Origin of the sequence: Arthrobacter sp. fls2-241-R2A-200 (assembly GCF_030209745.1) — a bacterium.
In the GTDB taxonomy this organism is placed as follows: domain Bacteria; phylum Actinomycetota; class Actinomycetes; order Actinomycetales; family Micrococcaceae; genus Arthrobacter.
In genome coordinates, this window is record NZ_JARVRJ010000014.1 from 45,742 (window position 1) to 59,610 (window position 13,869).

Consider the following 13,869-nt stretch of genomic DNA (forward strand, 5'->3'; position numbering starts at 1 on the left):
CTACAAACCTTCCAATTGGCTGCTCTGCTTGTCCTTGCCGCCAAGGCGCTGCAGGAACAGGGCCAGGACTAGGCCTATGACGACGAGGACAACGGCAATGACGCTCGCCGGCCCCATCAGGTTGGCCCGGAACCCGCGGAGGTACATGTCCAAGGCGAGGATCCGGGTGGAGTTCCCGGGGCCTCCGCCGGTGAGGACGAAGATCAGGTCGAAATACGTCAGGGATCCGACCACCATCAGGGTTGAGGAAGTGATGATGGTGTACTTCAGCTGCGGCAGCGTGATGCTGAAGAATTGCTTGACTGTTCCTGCCCCGTCAATTTGCGCGGCCTCATACAGGGACTTCGGGATCTGGCGGACGCCACCTTGGTAGATGAGCGTGTGGAAGGGCACGAATTGCCAGGCAATGACGAAGATGACCAGGCCTACGGCGAGTTGCGGCACGCCCAGCCAGTCCTGGGCGAGGAGCGGCAGCCCCAAGCCCGTGGCCAGACCGAAATTTGGGTCGAGCAACGCCTTGTAGGCAATGGCTACGGCAGCAGAAGAGAGGAGCAACGGAAGGAAGTACAGGACTGCCAACGCCGCCCGGTAGCGCTGGCTTCCGGCGGTGAAGACTCCGAGCAGCAGGCTAATGGGGGTCTGGACCAGCCATGAAGCGATCATGATGAGGAAGGTCAGCCCCAAGGAGTTATAGAGGCCCGGATCCGAAAAAACGGACAGCCAATTGCTCAGGCCGGCCGATCCAATAGCGCCGATACCGTCCCAGCTGGTGAAACTGAGGATGATCACACCAACGAGTGGAACGATGGCGAACACCACGAAGACGACCAGGGCGGGCAACGTCAGCCAGGCAAGGCCGCCACCTTTGTACCCGCGAGTGCCGACGGGCCCGCCTGCGGCCGCCATGGAGGACTTTTCTGCAGTGGAGACAGCGTTACTCATTTGCCCAGGGTGGCATTCATGTTTTGGGCGAATTGCTGCGGCGTGATTGATTTCAGGAAGAGTTGATCGATGTTGTTCAGCAACGCCTCAGCGGCAGTCGGACTCAGCGCCTGGTCCCAAGACTGTTGGAAGTTGGGAGCGTTCTTGGCCATGTCGTAGACGAAGTTGAGGAAATCCTTGTCCGCCGAAGTGCTGAGTTTGTCCTCGATGCCGTTGACGATGGGAACGGAACCGGTGTTGACGTAGGCCGTGAGGACCGTGTCGGTCAGGATCCCATCCTTGAAGAACTTCTTGGCTGACTCCTTCTCCGCATCGCTGGCCTTGGACGAGATGGACATGTATTGGGCCGGGTTTCCCACGCCATTCTTGGGGTCGCCCTTGCCGCCGGCGACGGTCGGGAAGTTGACGAAGCCCAGCTTTCCGTTCTGGACGAAGTTCTGCCCGTCCTTTTTCATGGAGCCATAGGTCCAGGAACCGTGCAGCATCATTGCTGCCTTGCCAGTGAACAGAAGTGCTTGATCGGCGTTGGAGTCTGCGGTGATGGAGGAGAAGCCCTTGATGAATCCATCGGCCGAAACGAGTTCCTGAATTTTGGTGCCGGTCTCGATCACTGCCGGGTCCATCCATGCGTTGGGTTTGCCTTCGAAAATGGCCTTGAACACGCCCGCGCCGCCGATGCGGTCCAACAGGTACTCCAGCCACATCATTGATGTCCATCGCGACTGGCCTCCCAACGCGAATGGTGCCACTCCCATGCCATTGAAGGTCTTGACCAGCGACATGATGTCGTCCCACGTTTTGGGAGGCTGAACGCCGGCCTTGGCGAAGAGCTCCTTGTTGTAGAAGAGGACAATGGGGGCAATGTATTGGTTGGGTATGGCGTAGATCTTGCCGTTGACCGTGGCTGCACCAAAGACGGAGGGGAAGAACTTGTTTTTCACGTCCGGGTTCTGGTCGAACCAGCTTGTTAGGTCATCCACCTGGTTGGCCTCGGCGTATGCCTTCAGAGTGCCGCCGCCCCAGCCATAGATGATGGTGGGAGCTTGCCCGGCACCGATGGCGGTCTTGATCTTGGTCTTGTAAGCATCGTTCTGGAAGAACGTGGTGGAAATCTTGTTGTTCGGGTTGGCCGAGTTGAAAGCGTCAACGGCCTTCTGCTCGATTGTCTGGTTAGGCTCGCCGGTCAAATACCACATGCTCGCCCCGCCGCCACTGGAGGAGCCGGGGCCGGAAGTCCCACAGGCTGTGGTGGTCACGGCGGCCAGGGGAACGAGGGCAGCAAGGGCGAGAAAGGAGCGCCGGGATGTTTGGGATTGCTTCATTGCTTCTCCAATTTAAAGTCGCTTCAGGGAACTGGCATCTATTGGCAAATTCTCGAAATATTTCGAAACAAGCGAATTAGATCACGACCTAAACTAATCGGGTTGGTGCGCACCGTCAAGGGTTTTTTCGAAGACTCGCCGGGCCCGGCGAGTCTTGTTGACCCGGTCCTGGGAATTCGTCAGAATGAAGCCACGATAAATTCTCGAAAGATTGCGAACGCTCATGGTCACTGCAGCTAGTGGGACGAAAGCCACGTTGGCGACCATCGCCCGCGAAGCCGGCGTCTCGGCCCCCACCGTTTCCAAGGTCGTCAACGGACGTGACGATGTTGCCCCCAAAACCAGGGCGCGTGTGCTGGCTGCGCTCGAACAGGTGGGGTATCAATCGCCGGTACAGCGCCGATCCGTCGCGGACCTTACCCCGGTGGTCGAGGTCGTCGTCGACGTCCTCGACTCCGGATACACGATCGAGGTGCTCGCCGGCATCCTCGCCTTTGCGGCGAGCGCCGACGTCGAGATTCTTGTGAGCGTGACGGACCCCTCCGGCCGCCCAAGCCCGGAACGTCGCGCCCAGCGGATCGCCGATGCAGGCAGGGCCGGCATGATCGTTGTGACGTCCGCCTTCAGTGAAGCGCAACTGCACGCGTTCCGGCGTCGTCACATTCCGGTGGTCGTCATAGACCCGCTCAATCCACCCTCGGCAGATGTGGTGAGCGTGGGGACGACCAACTGGGCCGGCGGCAAGGCGGCAACTGAGCATTTGCTGGATTTGGGTCACCGGCGCATCGCCTATATCGGTGGCATAGAGGCGGCCGAGTGCAATCAGGCCCGACTGCACGGATACATGGCCGCACTGATGGCGCGGGGCCTTCCCGTGGAGCCCCGGTACATTGTTTCCGGCGGGAAATTCCGGCGGGAGAGCGGTGTGGCGGGATTTCAGCAGTTGCTGGAGCTGGAACAGCGCCCAACGGCAATTTTTGCGGGAAGTGACAGCATCGCCCTGGGTGTCCTCAGCGAAGCCGTGCGGCAAGGCGTGAGCATTCCCCGCGACATTAGCCTCATTGGATTCGACGGCACCAGGCAAGGGGAGGAGTCAGTCCCTCCGCTGAGTTCTGTCGCCCAACCGTTGGAGGAAATGGGTCGTGCGGCGCTGCGGTCGGTGCTGCGCCAAGCTCGGGGGGAAGTATTGGACTCCCACCGCGTGGAACTTGCCACGCAAGTGGTCGTTCGCGGTTCCACGGCGCCTCCTGCTGGGGAACAGCCAGCCTAGGCAGAGCCCCTAGGGCCGCCGCCGTCGGGCTTGAACGGCGCGTTCGCAGCCCTGAGCCGAGGCTGGGATACTTGGACTATGCAGCCGCGCAAGATCGTCATCCTCGGGTCCACCGGTTCCATCGGCACGCAGGCGATCGACGTCGTCGACGCCAGCCCGCACCTTTTCGAGGTGGTTGCCCTGAGCGCTGGCGGCGGCAACCTCGAACTCATCGCGCAACAGGCCGTCCACACACGGGCTCAGGCCGTCGGCATCGCCGAAGGGGACGCTGGGAGCTTGGAGCAACTGATCAACGCCGCCGCTGGCCAAGCAGGTTTGCGCAACTTCCGCCCGGAGATCTTCGTCGGCCCCAACGCCTCCACGCAGATCGCGGCCATTGAGTGCGACGTCGTCCTCAACGGCATCACCGGTTCCATTGGACTGGCGCCCACGCTCGCTGCCCTCGGCACGCGTGCCACGTTGGCCTTGGCCAACAAGGAATCGCTGATAGTGGGCGGTTCCCTGGTTAAAGCTGCGGCACATGACGGGCAAATAGTCCCCGTTGATTCCGAGCATTCGGCGATCGCCCAGTGCCTGCGTTCAGGCACCCCCCGGGAAGTGGACAAACTGATCCTCACTGCTTCCGGCGGGCCGTTCCGGGGGCGTTCGCGGGAACAGCTTCGCGATGTCACACCGCAGGAGGCGCTCGCCCACCCCACCTGGGACATGGGCCTCATGGTCACCACCAACTCGGCAAGCCTGGTCAACAAGGGCTTGGAAGTGATCGAGGCGCATTTGCTGTTCGACGTTCCCCTGGACAGGATCGACGTCGTAGTCCATCCGCAGTCAGTGGTCCACTCGATGGTCCAGTTCGTGGACGGCTCCATTATCGCGCAAGCTTCGCCTCCGGACATGCGGTTGCCGATTGCCTTGGGGCTTGGCTGGCCAGACCGGGTGCCCGGCGCCGCGACGCCCTGCGATTGGAGCCAAGCCACCAGTTGGACGTTCGAGCCGTTGGATAGCGTTGCGTTTCCCGCAGTGGACCTCGCCAAGGATGCCGCGAAGCAAGGCAGCACCTATCCGGCCGTGTTCAATGCTGCCAACGAGGAAGCCGTGACTGCTTTCCACGGAGGGCACATCCGCTTCACGGACATCGTGGACACTGTGGAGTCCGTACTCAGCGAACATTCAGGTTCCTCGGAGCTAACAGTGGAGTCCGTGCTGGATGCTGAGAAGTGGGCACGCACCCGGACCCATGATCGTTTAGCCACCAGCGCCCGTTAGCAGCATCTTTTTATGGAAGCAGTCCCATCGGTATGAATCCCGTCCTTCTTTTCATCCTCGGAGTCGTCTTCGTCGCCCTCGGCGTCGCGATTTCCATTGCCCTTCACGAGGTGGGCCACCTGGTGCCCGCGAAACTCTTCAAGGTGCGCGTCACTAAGTACATGATCGGGTTCGGCCCCACCATCTGGTCCACGAAGCGGGGCGAGACGGAGTACGGCTTCAAGGCCCTGCCTTTGGGCGGTTACGTCGCCATGATCGGCATGTATCCACCGAACAAGGACGACGGCGGTGTCAGGCCTTCGAGTACCGGAATGTTTCAAACGCTCGCTACCGAAGCGCGGTCCATGGCACACGAGGAAGTTGGTCCCGCGGACGAGGCCCGCGTTTTCTACAAACTTCCCGTGTGGAAGAAGATCATCATCATGTTGGGCGGGCCCGCCATGAACATGCTCATCGGGTTGGTCTTGCTGGCCGTGCTCTTGATGGGTTTTGGTGTTGCCACTGCCACCACCACGATCGCAGACGTCTCCAAGTGCCAGGTGGCTGCCGGGAAAACGGTGGATCCCAATTCCAGCGACTGCAAACTTACGCCCGCTGCGGCCGCTGGACTCCAACCGAATGACACCATCAAATCCTTCGACGGTAGGCCGGTCACCAGTTGGGACGAGCTCACCGGCTGGATCCGGGCATCGGCCGGGAAGGCCGTCGCCATCACGGTGGAACGCAACGGCTCCGAAGTCACGACGTCCGTGACGCCCGTTTTGTCTTCCAGGCCAGTGGTTGGTGCCGATGGCCGGCAAGAACAGGATCCCAGTGGTGCCCTGAAGTACCAGGAGGTCGGCTTCCTCGGGATCGGCGCCCAAAGCGCCTTGGTGCCGCAACCGGCGTCCTCCGTCTTGCCCATGGCGGGGCAGAACATCGCCCAAATATCCGGCGTCATCTTCAATCTGCCGGCCCGGGTGGTGGGAGTCGCGAAAGCGGCGTTCAGCGCCGAGCCGCGGGATCCAAACGGCCCTATCAGCGTGGTGGGTGTCGGGCGGGTTGCCGGCGAGGTAGCGGCCATGGAACAGGTGCCCTTGCAGGCCCGCATCGGTACCCTTGTGGGGTTGCTGGCCGGCCTCAATTTCGCCTTGGCAATCTTCAACCTGGTGCCGTTGCTGCCTCTCGACGGCGGACATGTGGCCGGAGCGCTGTACGAAGGAGCCCGGCGTCGTGTGGCCAAATGGCGAGGCAAACCGGACCCTGGCGCGTTCGACATCGCGAAGTTGTTGCCGGCAACCTACGTCGTGGCCGCATTACTGATGGCCATGAGCGCGTTGCTGATCTATGCCGATATCGTCAAGCCCGTGAACATCTTCGGCTAAAGCGGCGGGATAGGCTAGTCCCATGACTGTTTTTGCCGTTGAGTACGTATACGTCGCAGAATCCGATGCCGTCCGTGATGAGACCCGGCCAGCCCACCGTGCTTGGCTCGGTGACTTGGCTGAGGCTGGACAGCTGTTGGCCAGTGGCCCGTACGGTGACGGTGCCGGAGCGCTCCTGGTGTTCAAGGCTGCAGGCGAAGCCGCCCTTACCGATCTCCTCATGAAGGATCCGTTCGCTGAGGCCGGGGTCATTGCCGGCATCCGTACCACCGAGTGGTCTCCCGTCATCGGCCTTCTGGCTGAGCACGCTTCCTAAAAGGCTCTTCACCCCAACGATTCACCACACAACGATTCACCCCAACCCAAGGAGTCCACGTGACCTCGGTCAGCCTGGGAATGCCAGCCGCCCCACCCCCCGTCCTGGCACCGCGCCGCAAGACTCGCCAAATCAAGGTAGGGTCCGTTGGCGTTGGATCAGACTCACCCATCAGTGTGCAGTCCATGACCACGACTCCCACCACGGACATCAACGCAACACTGCAGCAGATCGCCGAACTGACGGCTTCCGGTTGCGACATTGTCCGCGTTGCGTGTCCCTCTGCCGACGATGCCGAAGCGTTGCCGATCATCGCGCGCAAATCCCAGATCCCGGTCATTGCGGACATCCACTTCCAGCCGAAGTACGTCTTTGCCGCCATCGAAGCCGGATGCGCGGCCGTCCGCGTGAATCCGGGAAACATCCGTAAATTCGATGACCAAGTCAAAGAGATCGCGGCCGCAGCCAAGGATCACGGCACCTCCATCCGGATCGGCGTCAATGCCGGTTCCCTGGAGCCGGGCATCATGAAGAAATACGGCAAGGCCACTCCGGAAGCCCTGGTTGAATCAGCCGTCTGGGAAGCCTCGCTCTTCGAAGAGCACGGCTTCCACGATTTCAAGATTTCCGTCAAGCACAACGACCCCGTGATCATGGTGGCCGCTTACGAGATGCTCGCCGAAAAGGGCGATTGGCCCCTGCACTTGGGTGTCACGGAAGCGGGGCCGGCGTTCCAAGGCACCATCAAATCCGCCACCGCCTTCGGTGCGTTGCTCTCCCGCGGAATCGGCGACACCATCCGTGTTTCGCTCTCAGCTCCGCCGGTGGAGGAAATCAAGGTTGGCAACCAGATCCTGCAGTCCTTGAACCTGCGCCCACGCAAGCTTGAAATCGTCTCTTGCCCGTCCTGTGGCCGCGCGCAGGTTGACGTGTACACGTTGGCCGAGCAGGTGACCGCCGGTTTGGAAGGCATGGAGGTCCCGCTCCGGGTCGCTGTCATGGGCTGCGTTGTCAACGGTCCTGGCGAAGCACGTGAAGCTGATCTCGGTGTCGCCTCCGGAAATGGCAAAGGCCAGATTTTCGTCAAGGGCGAAGTCATCAAGACTGTGCCCGAGAGCCAGATTGTTGAGACACTGATCGAAGAAGCCATGCGCATCGCTGAAGAGATTGGGGAGGCCGGTGGCGAAGATGCTGTCAAAGGTGGCCCCGTGGTTAGCGTCTCGTAACGGGACCGGCCTGGGAGTCAGGGTGCTCGGCAGCGCCGACACCCCGGCTCTTCGCGCTCTGGCGCAGGAAGATCCGGTGGCGAACGTCTTTATCCTGGCGCAACTTGACAGTACCGGGACGGCGGCTCCAACCAGCGCCGGCGCAAGTATTTTTGGAGTGTTCGACGACGGAAACCTTCTGGGCGCCTGCTGGGCGGGGGCCAACTTGGTTCCGATCCAGCTGGACCCGGCGTTGGCGCGGCACGTGGCGGGCGCGGCCCATCAGACGGGCCGCCGCTATGCCTCGATCTTCGGGTCCGCTGAGTCCGTGCTGGCCCTGTACTCCGTTTTCGAACAGTTGGGCCACCCGGCGCACGAGGTCCGGTCATGCCAGCCACTCCTTGCCATATCGGGAAGCCCGGCCATCGGCGCGAACCCGGCGCTGACCGTTGCTACCATGGAGGATTTTGACCGCCTCCTGCCGGCCTGTGCGGCGATGTTCGAGGAGGAAGTCGGCTACTCGCCGTTTCTCGGTGGCCAGGAGTTTTACAGTCGACGGGTGGCAGGCCTCATCAGGCAAGGGCACTCGTTGGTACATATCCAGGACGGCACCGTGGTCTTCAAAGCCGAGCTCGGTGCTGTGACTCCGGACGTCACCCAAGTTCAGGGTGTATGGATGAATCCTGGATTACGTGGCCACGGCCGGAGCGCCGGGTACATGGCCGCCGTCGTGAATCTCTCCCGCACGTTCGCCCCGGTGACGAGCCTGTACGTGAACGATTACAACGCCAAAGCACGGGCCGCTTACGAGCGTGTTGGTTTCGAACAAGTTGGTACCTTCGCGACGGTGCTCTTCTAGGCCCATCGGGCTACATGGGGGAAGCGGGCTACATGGGAGAAGCGGGCTACATGGGGGAGTCGAGGTCGCCGGTGAGGTACCGCTGGATGTTTGGGGCCACCATGCGGATCACTTCCTCTTGCGTTGCGGAGGCGATCGGCTCCAAGCGCACCACATAGCGGACTAGCATCAGGCCCACCACCTGCGTGGCCACGAGGTTGCCGCGCATCCTCACCTCTTGGGCAGGGCCTGGAAGCCCCACCATCAAGCGCGTCAGGATGGTCCTGTTCACCATCTCCCGCATGAGGGCCGTCTTCGCCGTGGAGCCCAGCGTTCCGCGGACAAACGCGATGAGGCCATGGTGCGCCGGGCCCTCCCAGAGGAGCAGCACCGCCCGGACGATCGCCTCCGCGCGCCTGCTTGGGCTGGAGGTTTCGACGTCGGCAAGGAACACCGCCGGGTCCGCCGGCAACTCGACGCTGGAGGCGAACAACTCGTCCTTCCCCTTGAAGAAGTGGTGCACCATGGCCGGATCGACGGCGGCTTCCCGCGCTACTTGTCGGAGGCTGGTGCCGTCAAAGCCCTGCTCGGCGAACAACTTGCGCGCGGCAGCAAGGATGTCGTCACGGGAGTGATCGCCGGCGCTGCGACGGCCTCGTCGGACCCCCTGGAAGCTCACTTGGTTTGCCGACGCAGGGTCAGGGATGCGAGGACGAGCACCACGAGCACGATTCCGGCCATGACCAGCGTGTCTTGCCACATGGAGGAAGTCGCCTCGGAATTGGTTGCGATCTCCTTCAGCGCATCTACCGAGAACGTCAAGGGAAGAACCCCGGAGATCGCGTCCAGGACGTCGTTCATGTGGTCCCGGGCCACGAAAAGGCCGCAGAGGAGGATCTGGGGCACCACCACCACTGGCATGAATTGGACGGCTTGGAACTCCGTGCGTGCGAACGCCGAGCAAAACAGGCCGAGCGCGACGCCAAGGACCGCGTTGATCACCGCGATCAGTACAACCAGCCCTGGGCTGCCTTGGATATCCAAGTTGAAAACCCAGTAGGCCACGGCGGTGGCCACCACGGACTGCAGTGCCGCCATGATGGAAAACGCGAGCGCGTAGCCGAAGAGCAGATCTGCCTTGTGGATGGGCGTCGTCAGAAGGCGTTCCAGGGTGCCGGACGTCCGTTCACGCAGCATGGTGATCGAGGTGACCAGGAACATCACGACGAACGGGAAGATTGCCAGCATCATCAGGCCGACCCGGTCGAATGTCCGTGGCACGCCGGGCGGAAGGGTCTCGTTTTCGTACAGGAAGTAGACGGCAGTCAGCAGCAAGGCCGGCACCACGAGGATGAGTGCCACGCTGCGGTGATCGTGCCGGAGTTGTCCCAAGACGCGGGTGGTGGTTGCCAGGGTCATTCGGGGGTTCATCGTGCCACCGGACTTTCGTTGTGCCCATCATCGAGGTTGGTTCGGTCGGAGGTTTTGATCATGGTCAGGAATGCCTTCTCCAGGTCATCGCTTCTGCCACGCTCAGCGAGCTCGGCCGGTGTCAGGTGAGCCAGGAGCAACCCGTCCCGAAGGAGCAGCAATGATGAACAGTGCGATGCTTCCTCCATGACGTGGCTTGACACCAAAAGCGTGGTCCCGTCAGCCGCCATGGCGGTGAAGCGTTCCCAGAGTTCGGCGCGAAGAACCGGGTCCAGTCCCACCGTGGGTTCGTCGAGCACCAGCAGCTTGGGATGGGAAACCAATGCGCAGGCCAAGGAAACGCGGCTGAATTGGCCTCCGGAAAGGTCCGCCGCTTTCTGTTTCGCGAATGACTCCAGCCCGACGGCGGCAATCGCCTCGGCAGCATCGGCGGACGTTGCCCCGTGCATCGCTCCGAAGTACTTGACGTTGGCTTCGACGCTGAGGTCGCCGTAGACGCTGGCGCCTTGGGTGACGTAGCCGACGTCGTTCCTGAGCGGGGCGCTCCCTGCCGGAAGGCCGAGCACATCGATGGATCCGGCGGTGATCCTTTGGACCCCTACGATGGCGCGCATAAGAGTGGTCTTGCCGCTTCCCGACGGGCCGAGAAGTCCGGTGATCTGCCCGGCGTCGACGGTGAAATCCAGCCCGCGGAGGATCTTGGTGCGTCCGCGCGAGATATGGAGGCCAGCTACGGCGATGGCTTCCTTCTGTCCAACGCCGGCTCCTGGGGCCGCTTCGGCTGGTCGGACGTTGTGGTGTGCGATGTGGGACATGCCGGCCTCCGTGAATGCACGTAATTCATCACCTGATGAATTAAAAAGATATGCCTGCCAGCGGCAACGGTCAAGGGGAATGCGACGACGTTGAGCCAGCGAGAAATCGTCTTCTTGAAAATGTGGCCGCAATCACATAAGTTCGTCCCAAGCCGTGTCGTTGGGGCGCGGATGGTTGATGGGGGATTCATGACAATGACCTTGAAGGGTGCCGCGGGCAGCCACACCATCCTGGAGCTCGGCAGTAACCAACGCATCCCAGTCGCAGGTGATTCCGTTCCGCTGGAGGGAACGGAAGACTAGTCACACGACAGAGCCTGCGGCCGATCGGCCGCTGAGCCACGCCATCGCAGGATGACCAGCCGGAAGCGGCCAGGGGCTTCCAGACGCGACGGCGTGGCTCTTCTGTTGTTGCCGGCGTCTGCGCCACGTGCGGAACCGGTAGATTGGTAGGCAGTTGATTTCGCCACATTTGCCATAGAAACGGATACGAACACGTGGTCCTTCGTCTTTCCCAGCTGTTCCTGCGCACCTTGCGCGAAGATCCCGTCGACGCCGAGGTCGCAAGCCACAAGCTCCTGGTCCGGGCCGGCTATATTCGCCGCGCCGCGCCCGGCATCTACACGTGGCTTCCCTTGGGCCTGAGCGTCCTGCGGAAGGTCGAGGAGATCATCCGCCAGGAAATGGCCGCCATCGGGGCCCAGGAAGTCCACTTCCCGGCGTTGCTGCCGCGCGAACCTTACGAGGCCACCAATCGGTGGACCGAGTACGGCGAAGGTCTTTTCCGTCTGCAGGACCGCAAGGGTGCGGACTACCTCCTTGCCCCCACGCATGAGGAAATGTTCACGCTCCTGGTGAAAGACCTGTACTCGTCCTACAAGGACCTGCCGCTGAGCCTTTACCAGATCCAGAACAAGTACCGCGACGAAGCCCGTCCCCGGGCAGGCCTCCTGCGCGGACGCGAGTTCATCATGAAGGACTCCTACTCGTTCGACATCGACGACGCCGGCCTGGACGCCAGCTACGCTGCCCACCGTGCCGCTTATGTGAAGATCTTCGAGCGCCTCGGCCTGGAAGTTATTCCCGTGGCTGCCACGGCGGGCGCCATGGGTGGATCCAAGAGCGAGGAATTCCTGTTCCCGACCGAGATCGGTGAGGATACCTTCGTCCGTTCAGCCGGTGGCTACTATGCCAACGTCGAGGCGGTCACCACTGTTGTTCCGCCGGAGATCGACTTCACCAACGCGCCCGCCGCCCAGGTGATGGACACTCCGAACACCCCGACCATCGATACCCTGGTGGATGCGGCGAACCGCCTGGCTCCGCGCAGCGAGTCCGACGGCGGCGCTTGGGCCGCTGCTGACACGCTCAAGAATGTGGTTCTTGCCGTGACGCTGCCCACCGGTGAGCGCCAGATCGTTGTTATCGGCGTGCCGGGCGACCGTGCGGTGGATCTCAAGCGGGTAGAGGCCAACATCGGTTCCTTCTTGCCGATTGCCGGTGAAATCGGGCTGGAAGCTGCCAACGAAGAAGACCTCAAGAAGCTGCCTTGGCTCGTCAAGGGCTACATCGGCCCCGGCCTGTCCTTGGCCGAACCTGTTCTGGGCCTTGAAGGCTCGTCCAAGGTGCTTTACCTGGTGGACCCCCGGGTTGTCTCCGGTACCAGCTGGGTCACCGGCGCCAATGCTGGGGGCAAGCACGTCTTTGGGTTGGTGGCTGGCCGTGACTTCACGTGGGATGGCGTCATCGAATGCACCGAAGTCCGGGCAGGGGATCCCGCGCCTGACGGCTCCGGTCCGTTGGAAACCGCCCGCGGCATCGAAATGGGCCACATCTTCCAGCTGGGCCGCAAGTACGCGGAGGCCCTGGACTTGAAGGTACTGGACCAGAACGGCAAGCAAGTGGTGGTCACCATGGGCTCCTACGGCGTCGGTGTAACGCGCGCGGTAGCCGCCTTGGCTGAAGCAAACCATGACGATCGCGGCCTCGTATGGCCCCGGACGGTCGCCCCTGCGGACGTCCACGTTGTGGCAGTGGGCCGCGGTGAGGAAATCTTTGCGGCGGCTGAGAAGATTTCCGCCGAGCTGGAGGCAGCAGGACTCGACGTCATTTACGATGACCGCCCGAAGGTATCACCCGGGGTAAAGTTCGGTGATGCCGAGCTGGTCGGTGTGCCGACCATCCTGGCTGTTGGGCGTGGGCTCGTGGACGGTGTGGTGGAGGTCAAGGACCGCCGCACCGGCGAAGCCGAGAACGTTGCCGTAGACAAGGCCGTGGACTACGTGGTCAACGCCGTTCGAAGCCGTTGATTTCCGGCTTCGAATCAATCGAGCTGACCACCCTCATCCTCATCGTGGTGGCAGGATTCGCAGCCGGATGGGTTGACGCCGTGGTAGGAGGCGGGGGGCTGATCCAGCTCCCCGCCCTGCTGTTGGTTCCTGGCATCACGCCCGTCCAGGCTCTGGCGACGAACAAAATGGGGTCGATTTTTGGCACCACCACCAGTGCCGCCACGTACTATCGCCGGGTGGGCCCGGACCTGAAGACTGCAGTTCCGATGGCCGTTATCGCGTTGGCCGGCAGCTTCTGTGGAGCCATCCTGGCCGCTTCGCTGCCCGCGAGCGTGTTTAAGCCCATCATTGTGGTGGCCCTGATCGCCGTCGCCATTTTCACTGCCCTTCGGCCCAGCGCCGGCGAGCTCACAGCGTTGCGCCACGAGGGCCACAGGCATTATGTCGTGGCGTGTCTCATTGGGGCGGTGATCGGTTTCTATGACGGAATGATCGGGCCGGGCACCGGTTCCTTCCTGGTTATTGCCTTGGTTTCGGCCATGGGGTACGCGTTCCTGGAGGCCAGCGCCAAGGCCAAAATCGTCAACATGGCCACTAACGCCGGTGCCCTGATTTTCTTCCTGCCCCACGGCGCTTTGATGTGGGGTGTGGGGCTGGTCCTAGGGCTTGCCAACATGGCCGGGGGCTATTTGGGCGCCAGGGCGGCGGTGTCCCAGGGGAGCAAGTTTGTGCGGATCGTGTTTTTGATCGTGGTCGCTGCGCTGATCATCAAACTTGGCCTTGACGTCTGGAACGACAACGTCGCCAGGTGA

Annotated in this window: 13 protein-coding genes; 8 read left to right on the forward strand and 5 right to left on the reverse strand. The window is 62.1% G+C overall.

Going from position 1 to position 13,869, the window contains the following annotated elements; all coding sequences use genetic code 11:
- Together QRN42_RS15000 and QRN42_RS15005 are read right to left on the reverse strand one after the other, a co-directional pair.
- Complete coding sequence (locus tag QRN42_RS15000) at positions 1-942, reverse strand: carbohydrate ABC transporter permease (RefSeq protein WP_284979949.1); 942 nt, start codon at positions 940-942, stop codon at positions 1-3.
- A complete protein-coding gene (locus tag QRN42_RS15005) occupies positions 939-2,264 on the reverse strand; it encodes an extracellular solute-binding protein (protein WP_284979950.1) in 1,326 nt (441 codons plus the stop codon). Before QRN42_RS15005 ends, QRN42_RS15000 begins: the two co-directional genes overlap by 4 nt.
- Before the next feature lie 223 nt (positions 2,265-2,487).
- Here QRN42_RS15005 and QRN42_RS15010 point away from each other — a divergent pair, with 223 nt between their 5' ends.
- The 6 genes from QRN42_RS15010 to QRN42_RS15035 all read left to right on the forward strand — a co-directional run bounded on the left by QRN42_RS15010 (position 2,488) and on the right by QRN42_RS15035 (position 8,541).
- Positions 2,488-3,534 (forward strand): LacI family DNA-binding transcriptional regulator, encoded by a 1,047-nt coding sequence (locus QRN42_RS15010; protein ID WP_284979951.1) that lies wholly within the window; start codon positions 2,488-2,490, stop codon positions 3,532-3,534.
- 78 nt (positions 3,535-3,612) lie between these two features.
- Positions 3,613-4,797, forward strand: coding sequence for a 1-deoxy-D-xylulose-5-phosphate reductoisomerase (gene dxr, locus QRN42_RS15015; RefSeq protein ID WP_284979952.1), 1,185 nt, complete (start codon positions 3,613-3,615; stop codon positions 4,795-4,797).
- Positions 4,798-4,829: 32 nt separating this feature from the next.
- Positions 4,830-6,161, forward strand: a complete 1,332-nt coding sequence (locus QRN42_RS15020; RefSeq protein WP_284979953.1) for a M50 family metallopeptidase — start codon at positions 4,830-4,832, stop codon at positions 6,159-6,161.
- A 22-nt stretch (positions 6,162-6,183) separates the two neighbouring features.
- Entirely contained in the window at positions 6,184-6,477 is a 294-nt protein-coding gene (locus tag QRN42_RS15025; RefSeq protein WP_284979954.1) for a YciI family protein, read from the forward strand.
- Between the two features lie 59 nt (positions 6,478-6,536).
- The gene (ispG, locus tag QRN42_RS15030; RefSeq protein WP_284976573.1) at positions 6,537-7,703 is read left to right on the forward strand and encodes a flavodoxin-dependent (E)-4-hydroxy-3-methylbut-2-enyl-diphosphate synthase; all 1,167 of its coding nucleotides are present in this window, start codon (positions 6,537-6,539) and stop codon (positions 7,701-7,703) included.
- Entirely contained in the window at positions 7,666-8,541 is an 876-nt protein-coding gene (locus tag QRN42_RS15035; RefSeq protein WP_284980062.1) for a GNAT family N-acetyltransferase, read from the forward strand. Before ispG ends, QRN42_RS15035 begins: the two co-directional genes overlap by 38 nt.
- A gap of 46 nt (positions 8,542-8,587) precedes the next feature.
- Here the strand turns inward: QRN42_RS15035 and QRN42_RS15040 are convergent, their stop codons facing one another.
- Genes QRN42_RS15040 through QRN42_RS15050 form a run of 3 tightly spaced genes read right to left on the reverse strand, consistent with a single transcriptional unit; the run spans position 8,588 to position 10,766 of the window.
- Entirely contained in the window at positions 8,588-9,199 is a 612-nt protein-coding gene (locus QRN42_RS15040) for a TetR/AcrR family transcriptional regulator (RefSeq protein ID WP_284979955.1), read from the reverse strand.
- Entirely contained in the window at positions 9,196-9,939 is a 744-nt protein-coding gene (locus QRN42_RS15045) for an ABC transporter permease (RefSeq protein ID WP_284979956.1), read from the reverse strand. Before QRN42_RS15045 ends, QRN42_RS15040 begins: the two co-directional genes overlap by 4 nt.
- Before the next feature lie 8 nt (positions 9,940-9,947).
- Positions 9,948-10,766, reverse strand: a complete 819-nt coding sequence (locus QRN42_RS15050; RefSeq protein WP_284979957.1) for an ABC transporter ATP-binding protein — start codon at positions 10,764-10,766, stop codon at positions 9,948-9,950.
- Between the two features lie 497 nt (positions 10,767-11,263).
- On the opposite strand from QRN42_RS15050, the gene QRN42_RS15055 reads away from it, so the two are divergent.
- Both QRN42_RS15055 and QRN42_RS15060 read left to right on the forward strand, forming a co-directional pair.
- The gene (locus QRN42_RS15055) at positions 11,264-13,075 is read left to right on the forward strand and encodes a proline--tRNA ligase (protein WP_284979958.1); all 1,812 of its coding nucleotides are present in this window, start codon (positions 11,264-11,266) and stop codon (positions 13,073-13,075) included.
- Positions 13,072-13,869: a sulfite exporter TauE/SafE family protein gene (locus tag QRN42_RS15060; protein WP_284979959.1), complete on the forward strand. Its 798-nt coding sequence runs from the start codon at positions 13,072-13,074 to the stop codon at positions 13,867-13,869. Before QRN42_RS15055 ends, QRN42_RS15060 begins: the two co-directional genes overlap by 4 nt.

Coding starts and splice junctions, on each gene's coding strand:
- QRN42_RS15000 (WP_284979949.1), bottom strand. CDS start 942: ATGAGTAACGCTGTCTCCACTGCAGAAAAGTCCTCCATGGCGGCCGCA.
- QRN42_RS15005 (WP_284979950.1), bottom strand. CDS start 2,264: ATGAAGCAATCCCAAACATCCCGGCGCTCCTTTCTCGCCCTTGCTGCC.
- QRN42_RS15010 (WP_284979951.1), top strand. CDS start 2,488: ATGGTCACTGCAGCTAGTGGGACGAAAGCCACGTTGGCGACCATCGCC.
- dxr (WP_284979952.1), top strand. CDS start 3,613: ATGCAGCCGCGCAAGATCGTCATCCTCGGGTCCACCGGTTCCATCGGC.
- QRN42_RS15020 (WP_284979953.1), top strand. CDS start 4,830: ATGAATCCCGTCCTTCTTTTCATCCTCGGAGTCGTCTTCGTCGCCCTC.
- QRN42_RS15025 (WP_284979954.1), top strand. CDS start 6,184: ATGACTGTTTTTGCCGTTGAGTACGTATACGTCGCAGAATCCGATGCC.
- QRN42_RS15035 (WP_284980062.1), top strand. CDS start 7,666: ATGCTGTCAAAGGTGGCCCCGTGGTTAGCGTCTCGTAACGGGACCGGC.
- QRN42_RS15045 (WP_284979956.1), bottom strand. CDS start 9,939: ATGACCCTGGCAACCACCACCCGCGTCTTGGGACAACTCCGGCACGAT.
- QRN42_RS15050 (WP_284979957.1), bottom strand. CDS start 10,766: ATGTCCCACATCGCACACCACAACGTCCGACCAGCCGAAGCGGCCCCA.